We start from the raw sequence: 20,141 nt of genomic DNA on the forward strand, positions 1-20,141 counted from the left end.
GCCCCCCGTTCCCCGTTCCCCGTTTCTCGTCCGTCCGCGCCACCGTGGCGGCGCCCCCCGACCGGCGCGGCTCAGTCGAGACAGAACTCGTTGCCCTCGACGTCGCGCATCACCAGGCACGACTCGTTGAAGCCGTCCGCGCGCAGGAGTTCCACCCGGGCCGCGCCGAGCGCGATCAGCCGTGCGCACTCGGCCTCGAGCGCGGCCACGCGCTCCTCGCCGACGAGTCCGGGGGCGGCCCGCACGTCCAGGTGCAGCCGGTTCTTGACGGTCTTCCCTTCGGGAACGCGCTGGAAGAACAGGCGCGGGCCCACGCCCGACGGGTCCTGGCAGGCGAACGCCGAACCCTGCCGTTCGGGCGGCAGCGTCCGGTTGAACTCGTCCCAGTCGGCGAAGCCCTTCGGGGGCGGCGGTACGACGTAACCCAGCACCTCGCACCAGAAACGGGCGACGCGCTCGGGATCCGCGCAGTCGAAGGTGATCTGGACCTGCTTGATCGATGCCATCAGGCCACCGTAACAGGGGAAGAACACTGAATTCCCGCCGGGAACAAGCGGGTTGCCGAGGCCCTGGCCCGCCCGGCGGACCCCGGTCCGGGGCGGGAGACAATTCGCTGGCGCGGCCGCCGGCGGCCCGCCTAGGGTGACGTCGCGGACCGCGCCCCCCGATGCGCCCGGCTGCGGCTACTTCCTTCTGACGACAAAGTGCCGCCGCGGCCTTCCTGAACTCGGGGGCCGCGGCCCGTCCTTGTCCCGCAGCCGGCGGAGCTCCCCGGCTGCCGGAGCCCTCCCTTCACCGGATCCTGGGGGATTCACTGCCTCGTCACACCCAGCGCGTCCCGAAGACCTGGTCCGAGATGCTCGTGGCCCCGCAGATCGCGGCCGCCGCCCGCAACCTGCCCGCGCCGGGGGCGCACCACCGCCGTCACCGGCCCTCCCGCACTTACGCCGGCGGCCCGGCCTTCGACCGGGAGCCCAGGGAAGAGCTCTTCCTCCTGGCCGTCGGCAACTTCGTCTCCGAGCAGACCTTCTACGAGAGCGGACGGGAACGCGACGAGCGCTACGTCCGCCTCGTGGCCACTCTCGCCGTCGAGGACCCCGAATGGACGGCCGGCCTGCTGCGCTGGCTGCGCGCCGAGGGCAACATGCGGACGGCGTCCCTCGTCGGGGCCGCCGAGTACGTCCGTGCCCGGCTCGCCGCCGGTGCGTGTGACGGCCCCACCAACCGGTCCGTCGTCGACTCGGTGCTCCAGCGGGCCGACGAGCCCGGGGAGTTCCTCGCCCACTGGGTCGGCCGGTACGGGCGCAACCTGCCGCAGCCGGTGAAGCGGGGGGTCGCCGACGCGGTGCGCCGACTGTACTCCTCGCGGGCGCTGCTGAAGTACGACACCCCGTCCAAGGACTTCCGCTTCGGCGACGTGCTCAACCTGGTGCACGCCTCCCCCGACCCCCGAAAGCCCTGGCAGGGCGCGCTCTTCCGGTACGCCCTGGACCGCCGCCACCACCCGGAGCGGGCGATGCCGCCGTTCTCCGACCCGGTGCTGAACGCGCACCGGGAGCTGGCGGAGCTGCCCGTGGCGCAGCGGCGGGCCGTGGTGACCGGGCCGGGCGGCGCCGAGCGGCTGGCCGCGGCCGGGATGACCTGGGAGGCGGTGGCGGGCTGGCTCCAGGGGCCCCTGGACGCCCCCGTGTGGGAGGCGTTGATCCCCTCGATGGGGCCGATGGCGCTCCTGCGCAACCTGCGGAACTTCGACGAGGCCGGCGTCGCGGACGAGACTGCCGCCCTCGTCGCCGCCAGGATCTCGGACCCCTCCGAGGTCACCCGCTCCCGGCAGTTCCCCTTCCGCTACCTGGCCGCCCACCGCCACGCGCCGTCGGCCCGCTGGGCGGCCCCGCTGGAACGGGCGCTGGGGCACGCGCTGGCCAACGTACCGGCCCTGCCCGGCCGGACGCTGGTCCTGGTGGACCGCTCCGACTCCATGTTCTGGGACACCGTCTCCGAACGGTCCACGCTGACCCGGGCCGACGCGGCCGCCGTGTTCGGTGCCGCGACGGCCCTGCGGGCGGAGCAGGCGGACCTGGTGCAGTTCGGCTGGCACAGCGCGGAGGTCCCGTTCCGGGCGGGGGAGCCGGTGCTCGATGTGCTGAAACGATTCCGCGCCCTCGGCGGCACCAACACCACGACGGCGCTGCGCGCCCACTACCGGGGGCACGACCGGGTCCTGATCGTCACCGACGAGCAGACGGCCCACCACCACCCGGGCGGGGCGGCGGAACCGGTCCCGGCGGACGTCCCGGTCTACACGTGGAACCTGGCCGGATACGAGCCCGCGCACGGGCCGTCGGGACCCCGCCGTTACACGTGTGGAGGCCTCACGGACGCCGCGTTCCGGATGGTGCGGCTCTTCGAGGCGGCTGGCGCGGCCGCCTGGCCGTGGACCGCCTGACCCGCCTGACCCGCCTGACCCGCCGGAGGCGGCTGCGGAGCCGCGGTGTCTCAGGGGCGGTGTCCGGAGACCGACCGGCGGGAGACAGGGAAGTCGAAGTAGGTGTCCGGGAAGAGTTCGGGCTTGTACGTGAAGTGCCACCACTCCTCGGGCAGGTTGACGAAGCCCTCCGCCGTCAGTGCCGACTTCAGCCGCTGGCGGTTCGCGCGCTGTGCTCCCTGGACGCGCGGGTCGTCGGTGTGCGAGAGGGTGTCGAAGCAGTCGAAGCCGGTCCCCATGTCCACTGAGTTGTCGGGATACCGCTGTGCCTGCGGCGCGAAGCAGGGCACGGACTCCTGCCCTGGCCCCGGCGGGGGAGCGGGGAGCGCCGGGAGCGGGACGATCGTCAGGTCCATGGTGCCGCCCCGGCTGTGCCCGGACTTCGCGGCGATGTAACCGTCTTCGAACAGGCGTGACTTGTCGACCCGCGGATAGAACTCCGCCTTCTTCCGCTCGTCGGCCAGGTCCTTCGCCCACCGCACGAAGTGGTCGACGGCCCGCTGCGGCCGGTAGCAGTCGTACACCTTGAGCGTGTACCCCTGGGTGAGCAGGCGCGTCTGGGCCCGGTGCAGGGCCTCGGCCGCCGGCCGCGTCAGGATGCAGACGGGCTGCCGGTAGCCGTCGATCCGCTCGCCGACGAAGTTGTGCGCGGACACGTAGCGCATCTCCTGGCGGATCGTGGGGTCGACGGAGTCCAGCGCGACGAACTCCCGTGGCGCCCTGGGCTCCTGGGGCCGGGCCGCCGCGCCGGCGCTGAGGGGTGGGGTCGTCGCGAACACGGTCGTGGCCGCCACGGTCACGGCCAGCCGCGCCGTCGTCGACATGAGCATCGGTGTCTCCCTGGGACTGGACCGGCGTACGGACATCCGGTCTGCTCGTCTCCTCGTCCGCTCCGGCGCCATCCATGCCCCGGCCCCGCGGTCTGTCCGGCGGAGCACCCCCGATTGGCGCAGACCGCACCCCCGGGGCGCCCGGGTCAGCGGCCGGCCAGGGCTTCGAGGGAGGCGGCGACGCGGGCGACGCCGTCCTCAGCCGCCAGCAGTCCGGCGATGTGCCGGGCCCGGTCCCGGTAGGAGGGGTCGGTGACGGCCCGCCGGAGTGCGGAGCCGAGCGTGGCGGAGTCGAGGCGGCGCAGGGGGACCGCCTCCGGGGCGGTGCCCAGTTGCACGAGGCGCGCGGCCCAGAAGTGGGCGTCGAACTGGACGGGTACGGGCACGCAGGGCACACCCGCGCGCAGGGCCGCGCCGGTCGTGCCGGCCCCGGCGTGGTGGACGACGGCCGCCATGCGCGGGAAGAGCAGGGAGTGCGGGACCTCGCCGATGGTGATCACGTCGTCCCGGCCGGTGGCCGACAGGCCCGCCCAGCCCCGCTGGATCACGCCGCGCAGGCCGGCCGCGCGCAGGGCGGCGACGACGTGGGCGCTGACCCGCCGGGGGTCGGGCGTGGTGGCGCTGCCGAGGCCCACGTAGACGGGGGCGGGTCCGGCGTCGAGGAACTCCTCCAGTTCGGCGGGGAGCCGGCCGCCCGCCTCGTGGGGCCACCAGTAGCCGCAGACCTCCAGCCCGGGACGCCAGTCGCGGGGCCTGGGAACCACCAGTTCGCTGAAACCGTGCCAGACGGGCCAGCCCTGCCGCTCGCGGTCGCGGCGGGCGGCGGACAAGCGGCGCGCGGGGAGGCCGTGGTCCGGGGCCAGGGTGCGGGCGGCCCGGGTGAAGACGTGGTCGACGGCGACGGCGACGGCGTCCCCGCAGATCCGGTTGCCCAGCGGGCCCAGGGAGGGGGCGGCGAGCATCGGCGGAGGGAACGCGCGGGTCCCGTGCAGGGGTTGGAGGAAGAGGCCCATGCTGGGCCGGCCGAGCCCCTCCGCGATGGCGTGGGCGAGCGGCGCGACCGTGCCCCCGGCCAGTACGACGTCCGCCTCGCGCGCGGCGCGGACCAGCGGGGGCGTCATATCGGGCGCGATCCGGCGCGCCAGCGCCACGGGCCCGCAGCAGTTTCACGGCCCCGGTCCGGCTCCGGTGCAGGCCCCGGCCGCGCGCCGAGTGCAACTCGGCCTTCGGGTCGCCGGCGACGGCGCGGAAACGCACCCCGGAGCCGGCCACCAGCGGTTCGAACACGGCGTGGGTCACCAGGGTGACCTCGTGTCCGGCGCGGACCAGCCCGGCCGCCAGGCCCGTGTACGGAGCGACGTCGCCGCGCGAACCCGCCGTCATGATGGCTACCTTCACGACGCCAGTGTGGCGGCCGGACCCGGCCCGGCGGAGGCGCACCGCTGGGAGGTCCGGGAAACGGCTGATTCCAGCCAATCCAGATTGAGTTAGGTCAGCCTTGCCTAAGTTCGCTTAGGGTGCGGGCATGAACAAGATCATCCGCATGGCCGCCGCAACCGCGACGGCAGGGATCCTGCTGGCCGCCGGCCCGGCCACCGCGGCCGCCGCCCCCACCGGGGCCGCCGCAGTCCGGGCGGACGCCCCCGCCGCAGCCGCCCGCCTGGAACTGCCCCGCCCCACCGGCCCCTTCGCCGTCGGCCGCGACACCCTCCACCTCGTCGACGGCGCCCGCAAGGACCCCTGGGTCCCGGCCGCCGACCGCGAACTCATGGTGTCCCTCTACTACCCCGCCGTCGCCCACACCGGCAGCCCGGCCCCGTACATGAGCGCCGCCGAGGCGCGCGCCCTGCTCACCGACCGCGGCGACCTCGCCACGTACGCCACTCCCGAACAACTCGCCGCCGTCCGCGCGCACGCCCGCGAGGGCGCCCTGCCGCGCGCCGGACAGGGCCGCTACCCCCTGATCGTCCTCTCGCCCGGATTCACCTTGCCGCGCTCCTCGCTCACCGTGCTCGCCGAGGACCTGACCTCCCGCGGCTACGTGGTCGCCGCCCTCGACCACGCCTACGAGTCCGACGGCACGACCTTCTCCGGCGGCCGGCTGCTCGGCTGCACGGCCTGCGAGCAGGTGTTCCCCGACCACGCGCTGAGCCGTGTGTCCGACGCCCGCGCCCGTGACGTGACGTTCCTGCTGGACCGGCTCACCGGGGACCGCCCCGCCTGGCGCCACTCCCGGCTGATCGACGCCCGGCACATCGGCATGGCCGGCCACTCCATCGGCGGCGCGTCCGCCGCCGCGGCCATGGCCGCCGACCCGCGCGTGGGCGCCGGGGTGAACCTGGACGGGACCTTCTTCGCCACGCTGCCCGAAGCCGGCCTCGGCAAGCGGCCGTTCCTCCTGCTCGGCGGCGACCCCGCCCTGCTGCCGCCGGACCTCGAGGACACCAGCTGGGCCGACGCCTGGCCCCGGATGGACGGCTGGAAGCGCTGGCTGACCGTCACCGGCATGGGCCACCCGGGCTTCACCGACTGGCCCGTCCTCTCCGACCAGGCCGGCGCCCCCCATCCGCAGACCCCGCTGTCGGGCACCCGCTCGCAGCAGATCACCCGCGCCTACACCGGCGACTTCTTCGACCGGCACCTCAAGGGCCTGCCCGCGCCCCGCCTGGACGGCCCGACGGCCGCCGACCCCGAGGTGGTCTTCCAGCGGAGCTGACGACCACGGCCGCCCCCGCCCCGGCTCACGCGCCGAACCGCCAGCGGGTCTGGCTGAACTCCGCGCCCCGTCCGAAGCCGAACACGGTACGGGGCGCCACCTCGAAGACCAGCGCCCGACCCGCCTCCTCGCCCCCCTCGGTCGGCGGGGGAGCGGCGGCGGCCGACGTGCTGTTGAACGCCCCGTCGCGGACCTCGAAGTGCCAGTCCGGCCCGTACTTCGCCTCCCAGGCCGCCGCCAGCGCGGCGAGCCGCGCCTCGTCCGAGACCCGTACCGCCTCGCCCTCGACGACCACGTCCAGCCCCTGACCGTAGTCGTTGGCGCCGGTGGTGAGGACGACCTGCGGGTTGGCGGCGAGATTGAGCCCCTTGCGCTCCTGCGGGCCGGTGGCGAAGTGCAGCGCCCCGCCGTCCCAGACGGCGAGCAGCGGCGTGACGTGCGGCCGGCCGTCCGGGCGCACCGTCGTCAGCCAGAAGATCCCGGCGCCCTCCAGCTGCGCGGCGGCCCGCGCCCACGGCGTCGCCGTGGCCCCCGGTGAGCTGTACCGCGCGTCCAGCTCCGCCCGCGGCTCCCGTGCCCGTTCCGGCATCGCGGACTCCTCTCGCTCCGTCGGATGTGCCCCGTGGACGCATCATCCCCGCCCGGCCGCCCCGGACGGCGCAGGGCGGCACCCGGGCCGGCGGCCGCCACCCGGACGGGCCAAGGGGCCCGGGCCGCCGTCCCGCACACGGTGACGGCAGGTCAGCCACCGGCCGCCGGAACGGCGTTGTCAGTGGTCGCCGTTAGCGTCGGAGGTGCTGGAAGGGCCGTTTCCCGACAGGAGTGGACGATGACCGACAACCGTGTGCAGCCCGTGCTCAGGGTCGTGCTGACCGATGTCAACGAGCGGGTGGTGCAGGCCTGGCGGGCGGCCTTCTCGGACACCCCCGGCATCGAGATCCGCAAGGGGTCGATCCTCGACGAGGACGTCGACGCCTGGGTCACCCCGACCAACTCCCTGGGCCGGATGGACGGCGGGGTCGACGCCGCCGTCAAACGGCACCTCGGAGCAGGCATCCAGCTGCGCGTACAGCGGGCGATCCGCGACCGGTTCGCCGGCACGCTCCCCGTCGGCAGCGCGGTCTGCGTCCCCTCGGGCGCGACCGTCCCCCGCTACCTGATATCGACGCCCACCATGGTGCGGTCCTCGCAGGACGTGAAGGACACGCTGAACGTGGCCCTGGCGTGCGCGGCCGCCTTCCAGGCCGTCCACCGGCAGAACCGCGAGGCGCCGGGCAGCATCCGCTCGGTGGCGCTGGTCGGGATGGGCGCGCAGACCGGCCGGGTCCCCGCCCGCGTCTGCGCCAACCTGATGTGGACCGGCTACACCCTCTTCCACGACCACTGGTTCGAGGACGACGACGAACTGCGCGCAGTGATCACCACCCAGCTCGACGGCATCGAGGACGAGCCGGTCGCGCGGCGGGTGCGGATCGTGCCACCGAAAGGGCATTCCTTTCGCCGCTGACGGCGCCCAGCCCGGCGGTCCGCCCGCCGGCCCCCACCACCTTGCGACCACGAAGACCGGGAGCCCTTCCCCCATGAGCGACGCCGCCGCCACCCCGCCCGCCCAGTCCGACCCGAATGACCCGAACGACCCCAACGACCCGCTGAACCTCGCCGGACTCTTCCAGGGCGGCGGTGAACCCTGGCTCCCGCTCCTCAAGCCCGTCATCGAGGCCCAGCCGGAGGCCTCCCGGTTCATCGGCCCCGGCCGCAGCCCGGAGGTCGTCCCGGTCCGGGAGCTGACCTTCCAGGCGCTCAAGCCGAACCCGCCGCACAAGTGGAAGGTCGTCGTCTTCGGCCAGAACCCCTATCCGCGGCCGGAGAGCGCCACCGGCATAGCCATGTTCGACAACACCTTCAACGACTGGAAGGACAGCCAGTTCGGCAGGGTGGTCAGCATCCGCTGCATCATCAAGGCGGCCGCGATGTGGAAGTACGGCATCGCCAGGAAGACGCCGATCGCCGACGTCCGCGCCCTGCTGAAGGAGCGGGACACGGTCCAGCCGCCGGAGTGGTTCCAGGCGATGCTGACCCAGGGCGTGCTGCTGCTGAACGCCGCGCTCACCGCCAGCGCCGACGGGGCCATGGGCGCCGACCGGCACACCGCGTTCTGGCGGCCCGTCGCCGAGCGGATCGTCGAGGAGATCCTCAAGGCCAAGCAGGACGCCGACGAGGAGGACCGCAGCGTCGTCTTCGCCTGGTGGGGTGCGCACGCCCGCAGCCTGAAGAAGGTCGTCCTGCGCCTCCAGACGAAGTACCCGGACGTCGAGGTCCGCCACATCGACCACGCCAATCCCGCGGCCCAGGGCGACGTTTTCTGCGAGGGCGACCACTTCGCCACGGTGAACGACGCCCTCGCCTCGCTGGGCGCCGAGCAGGTCGACTGGCTGCCCAGCAAGGGGTGGAACGAGGCGGCGGCCGGATCCGCGGCCGGCGGCGGCGACGGGGACGGGGACGTCGCGGCCCGGATGGGCGCCTTCATCGCCTCGACCATGGAACTGCACCAGCTCTATCTGGAGCGTCTCACCAGCGTCAAGGACGAGGGCCTCGTCCTGCCCGCGATCACCGGGGTGTTCGACACCCCGCTGATGGATTTCCGGGGCGCGGTCGCACCCGTCGCCGAGGTCCTGTCCGGGCTCGGCGGCCACATCGACCGCTCGGTGGAGTTCGGCAAGCGGCGGGCCGACGAGACGGACGAGGCCGGCCGGCTCTCCGCCGACGCGATCGCCGCGCTCCACCTGTACACCTGCGAGTCCGCCTTCTACCGCGAGATCAACGCCGTCCTGCGCTCCCCGGACCGCTCCCGCGTGGTGCCCTACCTCCCTTACCTGAGGCTGCTGTTCTCGGCGGTCTCGCGCCTGCCCGCCCGCACCGAGCCGCTGTGGCGCGGTGTCTCGCTGGACCTGCGGGCGCAGTACCCGGTCGGGGAGACGGTGACCTGGTGGGGCGTGTCCTCGTGCACCTCCGAGCTGAGCGTGGCGCGCTCCTTCCTGGGCAGCCGGGGCAAGCGGACGCTGTTCGAGGTGACGCCCTCGCGGGCGGTGGGGATCCGCCGCTTCTCGGCCTTCACCGGGGAGGAGGAGTACATCCTCGCGCCGGGGACCCGGCTGAAGGTGACGGAGGTGAAGGCCGAGCGCGGCGGGCTGTGCACGGTCAGGCTGACCGAGGCGCAGGAGGGCCCCCTCGTGTCCTGACCCCACCGGCCGGGCCGGCTGGCCGGCGGGGGGGCCTGGGCGGGCCGCCGCCCCGGCGGTTCAGTACGGCAGGGCCCGCTTCGTGAAGGCCGGCGCCAGTTCGCCGGCCAGGGCGCGCGGGAAGGCGACCGTGTCGGGGTTCCCGTCCGAGACGTACCGGTTCTTCCCGGCGGCGAGCTTGTCCAGCCAGCGCGAGGAGCCGAACTCGGCGTCCTCGTCCTTCGGCCCCGCCGAGCGGATCCGGGGGATCGCACCGGGAGTGAAGGCCCTCGCGAACGGCGAGGCCGACGGGTTGGCGCCCACGAGGTACACCCCGTCGTAGCGGTAGCCCGTTCCCCGCACGGCCACCCCGGCGGGCTCGGGCATGGCGCCGAAGGGCAGGGCCAGCGAGGTCACCCGGGTCCCCGGCGCGGCCTTCTCGATGGCCTGCTGGCCGGCGAGGATGGCCCGGGCGGCGCCCGCCTGGTCCAGCGAGCGCAGGTTCTCGTGGCGGCCGGTGTGGTTGGCGACCTCGTACCCGTGCTCCTTCAGCCAGGTCAGGGCCTTGGCGGAGCCGGTGGCCGAGAAGCCGTCCGCGTTGACGAAGAAGGTCGCGGCCGGCTTGAACGCCGGGTACTTCCTCGCCGTCTGCTCCAGGACGGCGACGGCGGTGTCCGGCGCCGGGGCGCCGTCCGCGCCGAGCCGCACCTGGCTGTTGGTCGAGTCGTCGAAGGTGAGGACCACCGGGTGCGCGCCGGCGGGGATGTCGATGCGGCCCGTCTGGAAGTCCCGCGCGGTCACCGGCACGTAGCCCTCCCGTGCGAGGCGCTCCAGCTCGGCCCGGAAATCGGCCGGGGTGCGGTCGTAGACACTGGCCGGCTTCTCGGTGAGCTGGTGGTACATCAGCACCGGCACCTGGCCGAGTTCGTTGGCCCCGACCGCCGCCGGGTCCTTGGCGACGACGGGGGCGGCCGCCGCCGGCGAGGCGGCCGGCCGGGGCTGCCCCGTGGCGGTCGAAGGGCCCGGCGCACAGCCGGCGGTGAGCAGCGCGGCGGCGCCCGCCAGGGCGCCGAGGGGGACGAGCGGGTGGCGCATCGGGGGGCCTCTCCACGACGAAGGTGTCGCGTCATACCTACCGGCGCCGGAAGCCCTCCTACCGCACCGTCCCCTGCATGGCGTAGCCGCCACGCCGGGGCCGCACGGGGCCGTTCGCATGAAATGTCGCCGGAAGGGGCCGACCGGACCGCGGGGCGGCAATGAATGGAGGCAACATCCGGCCCGCACCCCCGCGCACGGCACGAAGGACCCCACGATGTCCCGTACCCGCATACCGTATTCCGGCCCCTCCACCCGCCGCCGTCCCGCTCGCCGGGGCGCCCTCATCGCCACGGCCGGGGCGCTCGCGCTGGCCGGTACGGGCATAGGGGCCTGGACGCTCCTCGCCCCGGGGCCGGGCATCGAGGGGGTGAGCGACGGCGCCGTCCTCGGCGGTCGCGCGGCCTCGCAGGTCAGCGCCTACCTCGCCGCCGGCGCCCCCGGTGGCGGCAAGGGACTGCACGCCACCCTCGACGGCGCGGCGGTCCCCTTCACCATGGAGGGCGCCCGCCTCAGACTCGGCCTCCCCGCCCTCAAGGAGGGCCCGCACACCCTGGTGGTGGCGGGCGAGAGCAGCCTCCCCTTCGCCTCGCGCCGCAGTGTCGTCGGCTTCAGCGTGGACACCACCCCGCCCGAGCTGAAGGTCACCGACCCCGAGATCAAGAACGCTTCCGCCCCCGTGACCATCAGCGGCACGGCCTCCACCGACGCCGAGGTCAGCGTCAACGGCAAGAAGGTCCCCCTCGACAAGGCAGGCGCCTTCAGGGCGACGGTGCCCAAGGGCACCCCCGTCGTCACGGTCACGGCCGTGGACCGCGCCGGAAACACCACCACCAGGGCCGTGTCCGGCCGGGGCCGCCGCCCCATGGTCCGGGCCGCGCACATCACCGCCATCGGATGGGGCGACGACACCCTGCGCGGCGGCATCCTCGCCCTGGTCCGCAGCGGCAAGCTCAACGCCGTCGAACTGGACGTCAAGGACGAGGACGGCGAGGTCGGGTACGCCTCCCAGGTGCCGCTGGCCCGGCAGATCGGCGCGGCCAAGGGCTACTACGACGCCCGCAAGGCGATCGACGAACTCCACGCCGCGGGCGCCCAGGTCATCGGCCGCATCGTCGCCTTCCGCGACCCCAAGCTCGCCGCCGCCTCCTGGAAGGCCGGGCAGCAGGACCGGCTCGTGCTGACCCCGTCCGGGCAGCCCTACGACGGAGGCCACTACGGGGCCCTGTCCTTCACCAACTTCGCCGACCCGGCGGTCCGCAAGTACAACCAGGACCTCGCCGTCGAAGCGGCCCGGCTCGGCTTCGACGACGTCCTCTACGACTACGTGCGCCGCCCGGACGGGCCGCTGTCGCAGATGCGTTTCCCCGGCATCGGCAGTGCCACCCCCGAGCAGTCCATCACCTCGTTCGTCGCCGACACCCGCGCCGCGCTGCGCCCCCACGGCACCTACCTCGGCGTGTCGGTCTTCGGGATCGCCGCCACCCGGCCCACCGAGATCGCGCAGGACATCGGGGCCCTGGTCAAGGTCACCGACTACATCGCGCCGATGGTCTACCCGTCGCACTGGGCTCCGGGGGAGTACGGGGTCGCGCAGCCCGACACCTCGCCCTACGCGATCGTGCAGCGCTCCCTCGCCGACTTCGCCCGCCAGGCGAAGGGCACGCAGACCGAGATCGTCCCGTGGCTGCAGGACTTCTCCATGGGCAGCACCTACGGGCCGGCCGAGGTCGCCGCACAGATCAAGGCCGCCGAGGCCAACAAGATGGAGTCCTTCATCCTGTGGAACGCTGGCGCCCGCTACCAGGGGGCCGCGCTCCAGCAGATCTCCGCGCACTGACGCGGCCGGCGGCGGCCGCCGCCGCGACGGGCGGGTCCCCGGTCCCCGGGGGCCCGCCGGCGCGTGTCAGGCCTTGAGGATCCGTCCCGAGACGGCCAGGGTGAGGCGGCGCGGGGTCAGCGAGGCGGCGAGGGTGGAGACCCGGTTGGCCAGGCCCGCGACGATGCTGGGCGGGGTCTTGCCGCGCTCCAGCGCACGCCGCGTGGCGGTCACGACCTGCTCGGGGGTGGCCATCCGGCCGACGGCCGCGTCACGGCTGCCGACGACGTCGAAGAACTCGGTGCTGACCGGGCCCGGTGACACGGCGAGCACCCGCAGGGCAGAGGCGCGGGTCTCGTAGGCGACGGCCTCGGTGAAGCTGAGGACGAAGGCCTTGGAGGCGCCGTAGACCGCCATCGCGGGGGTCGGCTGGTACGCGGCCGCGCTCGCGACGGTGACCAGCGCCCCCCGGCCGTCGGCCGCGAGAGCGGGCAGGAAGGCCCGGGTGAGCTCGGTGACGGCGACGACGTTCAGCTGGATCATCTCGTTGATCTGCGCGAGATCCTGGCGGACGAAGGGGCCGTGGCTGCCGAAGCCGGCGTTGTTGACGAGGGTGTGGACGGTGATCCCGCGGGCGTCGAGTTCCGCGCGCAGGGCGGCCGCCGCGCCGGGGAGGGCGAGGTCGGCGGCGACCACGTGCGCCGTGACGCCGTAGCGCTTCTCGAGGTCCGCCGCGAGCCCTTCGAGGCGGTCGAGGCGGCGGGCCACGAGGACGAGGTCCGCTCCGCGCTCGGCCCACTGGCGGGCGAACTCGACACCGAGGCCCGCGCTGGCCCCGGTGATCAGGGCCACGGTTCCCTGGTATGTCATAGGCATCGTCGGCTGCTCCGTTTCCATCGTGCTGGACGGACATGAATGTAGGCGGCGTCATCATTGTAGTCAATGACAACATCAGGAGAGGGGAGCCCGCCTTGACCGAGGGGCCCTACCACCACGGCAACCTCAGGGCCGCCCTGCTGGAGCGTGCGGAGACCGTCCTCGCCGAGTCGGGCGCGGACGGCCTGTCCCTGCGCGCCCTGGCCCGCGACCTCGGCGTCAGCCACGCCGCGCCGTCCCGTCACTTCCGCGACCGCCGGGCACTGCTGGACGCCCTCGCCGTCAGCGGCTTCACCCGGCTGAACGAGCGCCTGCGCGCCGCCGCCGAAGCGCCCGGGCCGGTGCCGGCCCGCCTGGCCGGGCTGGGACGGGCGTACGTGGAGTTCGCCGTCGCCCACGCGTCCCTGCTGGACCTGATGTTCAGCGCCAAGCACGCCGACGACTCCAGTGCCGAGCTCAGGGAACTGGGGCACCGCAGCCTCGACACCACCGCCGCTCTCATCGCCCGGGCCCAGGAGGAGGGGACCGTCCGCGCCGGGGACCCGGCCCGCCTCGCCCAGGTCGCCTTCTCCACCGTCCACGGCCTGGCCACCCTGGCCGTCGGCGCCCTCCTCGACGACACCCCGCTGGCGGAGGCCACCGACCTGGCCCTCGACGTCCTCCTGACCGGCCTGGGCCGCCCCGGCGGGTGACATTCGAGCGACCCTCCCCCGCCGAAAGGGGCGCGGGCGGTATCACCGCCGCCGGAACGGGGCAGGGTGGGGCCATGGTTCACGTACTCGGCAGCCGGATCCTGCTGCGCCCCACCGATCCCGAGCGTTCGCGCGCCTTCTACGGGGGCACCCTCGGCCTCGCCGTGTACCGCGAGTTCGGCACCGGCCCCGAGCGCGGCACCGTCTACTTCCTCGGCGGCGGGTTCCTCGAGGTGTCCGGACGGGCCGACGCGCCGCCCGCGCCCGGGATGCGGCTGTGGCTCCAGGTGGCCGACGTGGAGGCGGCCCACCGCGAGCTGCGCGCACGCGGCGCCGAGGTGCTGCGGCCCCCGCTCCAGGAGCCCTGGGGGCTGCTCGAGATGTGGATCGCCGACCCCGACGGCGTGCGCATCGCCGTGGTGGAGGTCCCGGCGGACCACCCCCTGCGCTTCCGCCCCTGAACGGACCCGGCACCGCCGCGGGAGGCGCCCGGCGGATAATGGGCCGACCGGAGCCGCCCCCGGGCGGCCGCGCATCGACGTGAGGGACGAGGGACCGATGACCCTGAGGGAAGGCCAGCGGGTGCGGCTCGCCGCGGACATCGGCGTGGGCGAGGCGACCGCGCGGCCGGACGGCGCCGTCGTCGCCCACCTGTCCCTCGCGGCGGGCACCGCGGGCACGGTCGAACGGGTGGACGGGCAGCGCCCGCCGGGTCACGTGGTCCTCGAGTACGAGCGGCTCATGTCGCTGCTCGGCGACTACGGCCACACCATGCCCGCCGAGAGCCGCAAGCGGCTGGAGGAGGAGGTCGCGGCCCTGGAACCCGAGTGGCGGGCCTTCGAGGAGGAGGGCGCCCGGGTGACCGTACGGGTCCGCCTCGACAACGGGTTCGTCCTCGACGGGGCCCACGAGGACGTCCTCACCCCCGCCTGATCGCCCCCGCCGTCCTCAGGCCCCGCCGAACCGCAGCACCGCGATGCCCGCCAGGACCTGGTGTTCGGACCGGAGACGGTCGCCGGCCGAAGCCGCGCTGCGGCTGTCGGCCGACGTGACGGTCGACCACTCGTACTGACCGCCGCCCCGGCGGCGGCCGCCCGCGCGGGCGTTACGGCCGCACGCGCACGATCTGCGGGTCGTGGTCGCTGGCCTGGTCGGAGAACTCCGCGTTGACGTGGACGATGTCGTAGTCCGGGGCGGTGAGCGCCCGGCTGGTCAGGATGTGGTCCAGCACCTGGGAGTCGCCCTGGTAGACGTAGGTGTAACGCTCGCCGGCGGGGAGGGTGGCGGGCAGGTCGGTCAGGCCGGTTCCGGCGGTGAGGGTGGACAGCGTGCCGGAGAACTCGTAGTCGTTGAGGTCCCCGAGGACGATCACCCGCGCGTCGGCCTGCACGGCGAGCAGCTGCTTGACGAAGGCGTTGACCTGGGCGGCCTGCTGGGCGCGCTGGGTCTCGGAGGGGCGGGCCGGCGGCTGGACGCGGGCGTCGAGCGGCTGGTCGCCGCCCTTGGAGTTGAAGTGGTTGGCGATGACGAACACGGTCTTGCCCTGGAAGGTGAACTCGCCGGCCAGCGGCTTGCGGCTGGAGTTCCAGGCGGCCGAGCCCGGGTTGATCCGGCCGGGTGAGAACGACAGCGCGGCGGTTCCGCCGGCACCGGTCACCGAGACGGCCGCGGTGGAGGTGCCGCCGGGGCGGTCGGTGAAGCCGACGCGGGCCGGGTCGTAGAGGAAGCCGACGCGGATGTTGCCGCCGGGCTCGCCGCCGTCCTGGCCGTCCTCCGGGTCGATCTGCCGGTAGGCGTAGGCCGGGCCGCCGGCCGCCGTGACGGCGTCGATCAGCCGGCCGTAGGTGCGGTCGGCCGCGACCACGCCGTCGTCGGCGGCGCCGTCGTCGTCCTGGACCTCCTCCAGCGCCACGATGCCGGGCGAGGCGAGGTGGGTGACGATCCCGGCCGCCAGGCGGTCGAACTTCTCCTGCGGGTCGGTCGGGTCGAGGTTCTCGACGTTGTAGGTGGCGACGGCCAGTTCGCCGGAGGCCTGGGCGCGGGTGGTCTCCGGGGCGAGGCCGTGGGCCGCCAGGATGCCCAGGGCGGTGGCCCGGACGGTGTACCCGCCGAAGCCGTCGTAGTCGAGCGGGCCGGTGGTGGCGCCGGTCAGCACGTCGCCCACGTCGGCGGCGGGGAACGAGCCGGTCAGCGACGCGACCTTGACCCGGCCGGTGTTCGGGGCGGCGTAGGAGCCGTAGACGGTGCCGCCGCGCGGGGTGGGGTTCTCGTCGGGCTTGGCGGTGACGAACAGCTCGTCGTACGCGTTGCTCGCGCCGACCACGCGGGCGTCGGTGACCTGGACGCGCATGCCCTCCAGCGACTCGAAGAAGTCCTGGGCGTAGACGGTGGGCCGGAGGGTGAGCGGTTCGAGGCTGCCGGTGGGCGCGTAAGCGGCCGGTATGGAGGCGGAGTCGAGGACGACCGGGGCGGGCAGCGGGTTGCCCGTGGAGAGGGTGGACTGGATCGTCGGCCCGGTCAGCTCGGTGAGTGACTGGCCGCCCGCCGCGGAGCCGCCCGGGTAGTACTCGGAGACCCTGGCCCGCACGGTCACCTTGTCGCCGGCCTTGGCGGAGGGGGTGGTGCCGCCGGTGAAGGCGAAGACGCCGTCGCTGGTGGCCGGGTCTCCGTCGCCGGCGGGGTCCTGGATCCAGAAGCCGCGTGCGGAGCCGGTGGAGCGGACGGCGGTCACGATGCCGGTGACCACCACCGTCTGCCCGTTGTAGGCGGAGACGCGCTTGCCGCCCTGGAGGGCGGGGATGGTCAGCGTCGCCGCCGACGCGGACTGCGGGGCGACGAGGGTGGCCGCGGCGAGGACGCCGGTGAGCAGGGTGGCGGTGAGGAGGCCGAAGCGGGATCCGGACGGCTGCGGGGAGCCCATGTGTGTCCCTTCCTGGGGCAAACGGTGCGTGCGCGCGCTTGCGGCCCCGGCCGGTACCGACCGGCCGGGGTGCCGGCTCACGGAGACGGCTGGGACGTTCTACGTGCGTGGAGTGTCTGCCCGGTGACGCGCGGATGTTGACCGCGGCGCGCGCGGATGGCCGGGAACGGTGCCCCGCCCGGTGTTCCTCGCGGTGGCCGGGGTCAGCGGCCCCCGTCCGGGGTCAGCGGCCCCCGTCCGGGGTGAGCGCCGCGGCCGCCGCGAAGAGGCGGGCGCAGCGCTCCGTCATGGCCTCGGGGGTCTGGTCCGGATGCTTGACCCACCAGCGGACGAGGGTGGCGACCAGGTCCCGCCACACGTACATCAGCGCGTCGGCGTCCAGCGGGTCGGTGGATCCGGTGTCCCGCAGGAGTTCGGCGGTGCCGGAGGCGGCCAGCCGGTCGATGGACGACCAGTACGCGGAGGCGAGGCGGGCGGCCTCCCCGCCCGGCGGCAGGGTGGTGTCGTAGAGCACGAACCACGCCTCGCGCTGCCCCTCCAGCGCGGTGAAGAGTGCGCGCAGCACGCGCAGCGGGGTCTGGGCGGTGGTCCCGTCCGGCCCCATCGCCGTGCGCACGGCCCCCAGGATCCGGTCGCCGACCGGCACCAGGCAGGCCGTGTAGAGCTCCTCCTTCGTACCGAAGTACTGGTGCAGCAGGGTCTTGGTGACGCCGACCCGGGCGGCGATCGAGGGCAGTGAGGCGGCCGCGTAGCCGCGCGTGCCGAACTCCTCCGTGGCGGCGTCCAGGATCTGCCGCGCCCGCTGCTCCCGGGGGACTCCCTTGGTGCCGGCTTTTGAGGAAGGGGTTGCCATGCGGCGATCTTACCAGTAGGTAATTTACCGCAAGGTAAATTCATGCGACGCCACCTCTGGAGCACTCCATGGACGCCACCACCGCCCGGCAGCCCCTGCGCACCCGCTCCTGGTGGGGCTGGGGCTGGACGGACGCCCACCCCGACGACGCCGAATGCGCCGCGATGGGGGCACTGATCCCCGGCACCCTCGCCCGCCCCCTGCCCGTACCCGCCGTCCGCGACCTGCGGATCGGCGGGCCGGCCGTCGAGCCACCGCCGAGCCTCGCCCCTCTGGTCACCGCCGATCCGGCCGACCGCGCCGCCCACGCCATGGGAAAGGCCTACCGCGACGTGGCGCGCGCCCTGCGCGGCCGGCCGGGCCGCATACCCGACCTCGTCGCCCGCCCCGCCGGCGAACGGGGTGTGGCCGACCTCCTGGACTGGGCCAGCGCCCATGGCGTCGCCGTCGTCCCCTACGGCGGGGGCTCCTCGGTCACCGGGGGAGTGGAATACCGCGGCGACGCCCACCGGGCGGTGCTCTCCCTCGACCTGACCGCCATGCGGCGCGTGCTGGAGGTCGACACCGGGGGCCGCGCCGCACGCATCCAGGCCGGCGCGCTCGGCCCGGACGTCGAGGACCAGCTCCGCCCGCACGGACTGACCCTGCGGCACTTCCCGCAGAGCTTCGAGTTCTCCACCCTCGGCGGCTGGCTCGCCACCCGGGCCAGCGGCCACTACGCCACCGGGCGCACCCACATCGACGACTTCGTCCAGTCCATGCGCGTGGTCACCCCCGCCGGGACGAGCGGCTCCTGGCGGCTGCCCGCCTCCGGCGCGGGCCCCTCGCCCGACCGCCTCTTCCTGGGGTCCGAAGGGGCGCTCGGCGTCATCACCGAGGCCTGGATGCGCCTCCAGGAACGGCCCCGCCACAAGGCCTCCGCGGCCGTCGCCTTCACGGACTTCGACGCGGCCCTCCGCGCGGTCCGCGACCTGGCGCAGTCCGACCTCTCACCCGCCAACTGCCGCCTGCTCGACCCGGGCGAGGCCGCCTTGTCGGGCGCCGCGCACGACGGCTCCGCCGTGCTCGTCCTGGGCTTCGAATCGGCACACGAACCGGTGGACACCCGCCTCGCCAGCGCCGTCTCCCTGGCCCGCTCCCACGGCGGCCGCCACGACGGGAACACCGGCGGCCGGGGCACCGCCGGAACGCGGGGCGCCGACGCGGCCGTCGGAGCGTGGCGCGAGGCGTTCCTGCGGATGCCCTACCTCCGCGACGGGCTGGCCAGGATGGGCGCGGTGGCCGAGACCTTCGAGACCGCGGCCACCTGGGACCGCGTCCCGGGCCTGATCGACGCGGTGCGCGAGGAGGTCGGCGCGGCCGCCCTCAGGGCCACCGGGCACCCCGCCACCGTCAACTGCCGTCTGACGCACGTCTATCCCGACGGAGCCGCGCCCTACTTCACGGTCATCGCGGCGGGCCGGCCCGGCGACGAGGCCGCCCTCTGGGACGACCTCAAGGCCGTGGCCGTCGACGTCCTGCACCGGCACCGTGCCACCGTCACCCACCACCACGCCGTCGGCCGCGACCACCGCCCGGCCTACGACCGCCAGCGGCCCGGGCCCTTCGCCCTGGCCCTGAGGGCCGCCAAGGGCGCGCTCGACCCGCACGGCATCCTCAACCCCGGGGTCCTCGTTGACTGACGGGCGTCCGGCGCCCCCCGTACCCACGAAGCGCCCGATTCCTCGCCATTCGTTGCGGGATGTGACTCCGCCCACCCTCTCTTGACCCGGGAAGAAAGGCATACCTAAGTTCTGCCCCATGTCCTCGCACCCCCACACACCCCCCGCCGGCCCGGGCGACGCGGAACACGTCGACTTCGCCGTAGACCTCACCTCCCAGGAGATGCTCCGCCGCGCCCAGGTGATGGCCGCGCTGGGCCCCGACTGGGACCCGGTCGAGGTGCTGCGCGGCGAGGAGCAGGCGTACGACCTGCTCTACTCCGGCCTCGACGCCGAGCAGCAGCGCCTCTACGACGACCTGGTGGCCGCCGGCGTGCTGCCCGTGCGCGGGGGCGGCCATGCTGCCCCTTGACCCGCAGGCCGAGATCGGCCGCCGGGCGTGGGTGCCCTGCCCCAACTGCGACGACACCCGGGACTGCGAACCGTGCGGGGAGCGCCGGACCTGCTCCCTGCACTGGCGCTACCTGCTCACCAACAAGGGCAGCCTCCTGCACCTCCAGTGCCCGGGCTGCACCCACGTCTGGACGCACGAGAGCGGTTTCGGCGCCACCCGTTCCCTGTGGAGCCGTGTCACCAGCGGCCTGCCGGGGCAGCGTCCCTGAGGCTGGGAAACCCGCGTCCGGCGCGCCCGTTTCCTTTGATTCGGGGGCCGGAAGTGGCCCGGGACACGCACCCCACGGGGTATGAACCGGCACGGACGGTGACATCGGGGCCGCTGGGCGGTGAGGCGGCCCACAGGACCCAGGTCACATCCGACCCGCCCTAGTACCCCCGCCACCCCGTGCACGCCCGCATTCCACCCCAGCGAACCCCTCCGCCCAGGACCTTGAGCCCCTCCTCCTATCCCCGCTCGTAGCAGGGGGGCGTTGCCAGGGCGGCCGGGGCCTGGCTAACTGGTGTTGTCGCCGAGGCGGCC

18 protein-coding genes and 1 pseudogene are annotated in these 20,141 nt (G+C 74.3%); 11 read left to right on the forward strand and 8 right to left on the reverse strand.

Annotation, left to right across the window (positions count from 1 at the left end):
* Positions 1 to 71 precede the first annotated feature (71 nt).
* On the reverse strand, positions 72 to 506 hold the full coding sequence (locus ABT403_RS30540; protein ID WP_344166854.1) for a VOC family protein: 435 nt from the start codon (positions 504 to 506) through the stop codon (positions 72 to 74).
* A 350-nt stretch (positions 507 to 856) separates the two neighbouring features.
* Between ABT403_RS30540 and ABT403_RS30545 the strand changes: the two genes are divergently transcribed.
* The gene (locus ABT403_RS30545) at positions 857 to 2,446 is read left to right on the forward strand and encodes a TROVE domain-containing protein (protein WP_344166852.1); all 1,590 of its coding nucleotides are present in this window, start codon (positions 857 to 859) and stop codon (positions 2,444 to 2,446) included.
* 50 nt (positions 2,447 to 2,496) lie between these two features.
* Here the strand turns inward: ABT403_RS30545 and ABT403_RS30550 are convergent, their stop codons facing one another.
* Complete coding sequence (locus tag ABT403_RS30550; RefSeq protein WP_344166850.1) at positions 2,497 to 3,315, reverse strand: M15 family metallopeptidase; 819 nt, start codon at positions 3,313 to 3,315, stop codon at positions 2,497 to 2,499.
* 146 nt (positions 3,316 to 3,461) lie between these two features.
* A pseudogene (locus ABT403_RS30555) lies at positions 3,462 to 4,698 on the reverse strand (glycosyltransferase).
* 142 nt (positions 4,699 to 4,840) lie between these two features.
* Between ABT403_RS30555 and ABT403_RS30560 the strand changes: the two are divergent.
* Positions 4,841 to 6,031: an alpha/beta hydrolase family protein gene (locus tag ABT403_RS30560; protein WP_344166848.1), complete on the forward strand. Its 1,191-nt coding sequence runs from the start codon at positions 4,841 to 4,843 to the stop codon at positions 6,029 to 6,031.
* A gap of 25 nt (positions 6,032 to 6,056) precedes the next feature.
* On the opposite strand, the gene ABT403_RS30565 is transcribed toward ABT403_RS30560, so the two are convergent.
* Positions 6,057 to 6,620 carry a pyridoxamine 5'-phosphate oxidase family protein gene (locus ABT403_RS30565; protein WP_344166846.1) on the reverse strand — a complete coding sequence of 188 codons (564 nt, stop codon included), beginning with the start codon at positions 6,618 to 6,620 and terminating at the stop codon, positions 6,057 to 6,059.
* Between the two features lie 240 nt (positions 6,621 to 6,860).
* Between ABT403_RS30565 and ABT403_RS30570 the strand changes: the two genes are divergently transcribed.
* Together ABT403_RS30570 and ABT403_RS30575 are read left to right on the forward strand one after the other, a co-directional pair.
* On the forward strand, positions 6,861 to 7,538 hold the full coding sequence (locus tag ABT403_RS30570) for a macro domain-containing protein (RefSeq protein ID WP_344166843.1): 678 nt from the start codon (positions 6,861 to 6,863) through the stop codon (positions 7,536 to 7,538).
* A 73-nt stretch (positions 7,539 to 7,611) separates the two neighbouring features.
* Entirely contained in the window at positions 7,612 to 9,270 is a 1,659-nt protein-coding gene (locus ABT403_RS30575; protein WP_344166841.1) for an ADP-ribosyltransferase domain-containing protein, read from the forward strand.
* 60 nt (positions 9,271 to 9,330) lie between these two features.
* Here ABT403_RS30575 and ABT403_RS30580 read toward each other — a convergent pair whose 3' ends face one another.
* Positions 9,331 to 10,344 carry a polysaccharide deacetylase family protein gene (locus tag ABT403_RS30580; RefSeq protein WP_344166839.1) on the reverse strand — a complete coding sequence of 338 codons (1,014 nt, stop codon included), beginning with the start codon at positions 10,342 to 10,344 and terminating at the stop codon, positions 9,331 to 9,333.
* Between the two features lie 217 nt (positions 10,345 to 10,561).
* Between ABT403_RS30580 and ABT403_RS30585 the strand changes: the two genes are divergently transcribed.
* Positions 10,562 to 12,184 (forward strand): putative glycoside hydrolase, encoded by a 1,623-nt coding sequence (locus ABT403_RS30585; RefSeq protein WP_344166837.1) that lies wholly within the window; start codon positions 10,562 to 10,564, stop codon positions 12,182 to 12,184.
* Positions 12,185 to 12,250: 66 nt separating this feature from the next.
* Here ABT403_RS30585 and ABT403_RS30590 read toward each other — a convergent pair whose 3' ends face one another.
* Positions 12,251 to 13,039 (reverse strand): SDR family NAD(P)-dependent oxidoreductase, encoded by a 789-nt coding sequence (locus ABT403_RS30590; protein WP_425580310.1) that lies wholly within the window; start codon positions 13,037 to 13,039, stop codon positions 12,251 to 12,253.
* A 95-nt stretch (positions 13,040 to 13,134) separates the two neighbouring features.
* On the opposite strand from ABT403_RS30590, the gene ABT403_RS30595 reads away from it, so the two are divergent.
* The 3 genes from ABT403_RS30595 to ABT403_RS30605 all read left to right on the forward strand — a co-directional run bounded on the left by ABT403_RS30595 (position 13,135) and on the right by ABT403_RS30605 (position 14,664).
* Positions 13,135 to 13,731: a TetR/AcrR family transcriptional regulator gene (locus tag ABT403_RS30595; protein WP_344166833.1), complete on the forward strand. Its 597-nt coding sequence runs from the start codon at positions 13,135 to 13,137 to the stop codon at positions 13,729 to 13,731.
* Between the two features lie 74 nt (positions 13,732 to 13,805).
* Positions 13,806 to 14,192 (forward strand): VOC family protein, encoded by a 387-nt coding sequence (locus ABT403_RS30600; protein ID WP_344166831.1) that lies wholly within the window; start codon positions 13,806 to 13,808, stop codon positions 14,190 to 14,192.
* Between the two features lie 97 nt (positions 14,193 to 14,289).
* The gene (locus tag ABT403_RS30605) at positions 14,290 to 14,664 is read left to right on the forward strand and encodes a hypothetical protein (RefSeq protein WP_344166828.1); all 375 of its coding nucleotides are present in this window, start codon (positions 14,290 to 14,292) and stop codon (positions 14,662 to 14,664) included.
* A gap of 172 nt (positions 14,665 to 14,836) precedes the next feature.
* Here the strand turns inward: ABT403_RS30605 and ABT403_RS30610 are convergent, their stop codons facing one another.
* Positions 14,837 to 16,651: a DUF8508 domain-containing protein gene (locus tag ABT403_RS30610; RefSeq protein WP_344166826.1), complete on the reverse strand. Its 1,815-nt coding sequence runs from the start codon at positions 16,649 to 16,651 to the stop codon at positions 14,837 to 14,839.
* Positions 16,652 to 16,874: 223 nt separating this feature from the next.
* The gene (locus tag ABT403_RS30615) at positions 16,875 to 17,504 is read right to left on the reverse strand and encodes a TetR/AcrR family transcriptional regulator (RefSeq protein WP_344166824.1); all 630 of its coding nucleotides are present in this window, start codon (positions 17,502 to 17,504) and stop codon (positions 16,875 to 16,877) included.
* 68 nt (positions 17,505 to 17,572) lie between these two features.
* Between ABT403_RS30615 and ABT403_RS30620 the strand changes: the two genes are divergently transcribed.
* The 3 genes from ABT403_RS30620 (at position 17,573) to ABT403_RS30630 (ending at position 19,827) form a co-directional block, all read left to right on the forward strand.
* Positions 17,573 to 19,186, forward strand: coding sequence for an FAD-binding oxidoreductase (locus tag ABT403_RS30620; protein WP_344166822.1), 1,614 nt, complete (start codon positions 17,573 to 17,575; stop codon positions 19,184 to 19,186).
* A gap of 118 nt (positions 19,187 to 19,304) precedes the next feature.
* The gene (locus tag ABT403_RS30625) at positions 19,305 to 19,577 is read left to right on the forward strand and encodes a DUF6400 family protein (RefSeq protein ID WP_344166820.1); all 273 of its coding nucleotides are present in this window, start codon (positions 19,305 to 19,307) and stop codon (positions 19,575 to 19,577) included.
* Positions 19,564 to 19,827, forward strand: coding sequence for a hypothetical protein (locus ABT403_RS30630; protein WP_344166818.1), 264 nt, complete (start codon positions 19,564 to 19,566; stop codon positions 19,825 to 19,827). Before ABT403_RS30625 ends, ABT403_RS30630 begins: the two co-directional genes overlap by 14 nt.
* Positions 19,828 to 20,141: the final 314 nt, after the last annotated feature.

The sequence above is a fragment of the Streptomyces sp. NPDC000075 genome (assembly GCF_040301925.1).
Classification (GTDB): domain Bacteria; phylum Actinomycetota; class Actinomycetes; order Streptomycetales; family Streptomycetaceae; genus Streptomyces; species Streptomyces polychromogenes.

Bases quoted from the DNA above. Each gene is read 5' to 3' on its own strand.
- ABT403_RS30570 (WP_344166843.1), top strand. From the start codon at position 6,861: ATGACCGACAACCGTGTGCAGCCCGTGCTCAGGGTCGTGCTGACCGAT.
- ABT403_RS30630 (WP_344166818.1), top strand. From the start codon at position 19,564: ATGCTGCCCCTTGACCCGCAGGCCGAGATCGGCCGCCGGGCGTGGGTG.
- ABT403_RS30540 (WP_344166854.1), bottom strand. From the start codon at position 506: ATGGCATCGATCAAGCAGGTCCAGATCACCTTCGACTGCGCGGATCCC.
- ABT403_RS30565 (WP_344166846.1), bottom strand. From the start codon at position 6,620: ATGCCGGAACGGGCACGGGAGCCGCGGGCGGAGCTGGACGCGCGGTAC.
- ABT403_RS30625 (WP_344166820.1), top strand. From the start codon at position 19,305: ATGTCCTCGCACCCCCACACACCCCCCGCCGGCCCGGGCGACGCGGAA.
- ABT403_RS30545 (WP_344166852.1), top strand. From the start codon at position 857: ATGCTCGTGGCCCCGCAGATCGCGGCCGCCGCCCGCAACCTGCCCGCG.
- ABT403_RS30550 (WP_344166850.1), bottom strand. From the start codon at position 3,315: ATGCTCATGTCGACGACGGCGCGGCTGGCCGTGACCGTGGCGGCCACG.
- ABT403_RS30585 (WP_344166837.1), top strand. From the start codon at position 10,562: ATGTCCCGTACCCGCATACCGTATTCCGGCCCCTCCACCCGCCGCCGT.
- ABT403_RS30600 (WP_344166831.1), top strand. From the start codon at position 13,806: ATGGTTCACGTACTCGGCAGCCGGATCCTGCTGCGCCCCACCGATCCC.
- ABT403_RS30605 (WP_344166828.1), top strand. From the start codon at position 14,290: ATGACCCTGAGGGAAGGCCAGCGGGTGCGGCTCGCCGCGGACATCGGC.
- ABT403_RS30620 (WP_344166822.1), top strand. From the start codon at position 17,573: ATGGACGCCACCACCGCCCGGCAGCCCCTGCGCACCCGCTCCTGGTGG.
- ABT403_RS30610 (WP_344166826.1), bottom strand. From the start codon at position 16,651: ATGGGCTCCCCGCAGCCGTCCGGATCCCGCTTCGGCCTCCTCACCGCC.
- ABT403_RS30615 (WP_344166824.1), bottom strand. From the start codon at position 17,504: ATGGCAACCCCTTCCTCAAAAGCCGGCACCAAGGGAGTCCCCCGGGAG.
- ABT403_RS30580 (WP_344166839.1), bottom strand. From the start codon at position 10,344: ATGCGCCACCCGCTCGTCCCCCTCGGCGCCCTGGCGGGCGCCGCCGCG.
- ABT403_RS30590 (WP_425580310.1), bottom strand. From the start codon at position 13,039: ATGCCTATGACATACCAGGGAACCGTGGCCCTGATCACCGGGGCCAGC.
- ABT403_RS30560 (WP_344166848.1), top strand. From the start codon at position 4,841: ATGAACAAGATCATCCGCATGGCCGCCGCAACCGCGACGGCAGGGATC.
- ABT403_RS30575 (WP_344166841.1), top strand. From the start codon at position 7,612: ATGAGCGACGCCGCCGCCACCCCGCCCGCCCAGTCCGACCCGAATGAC.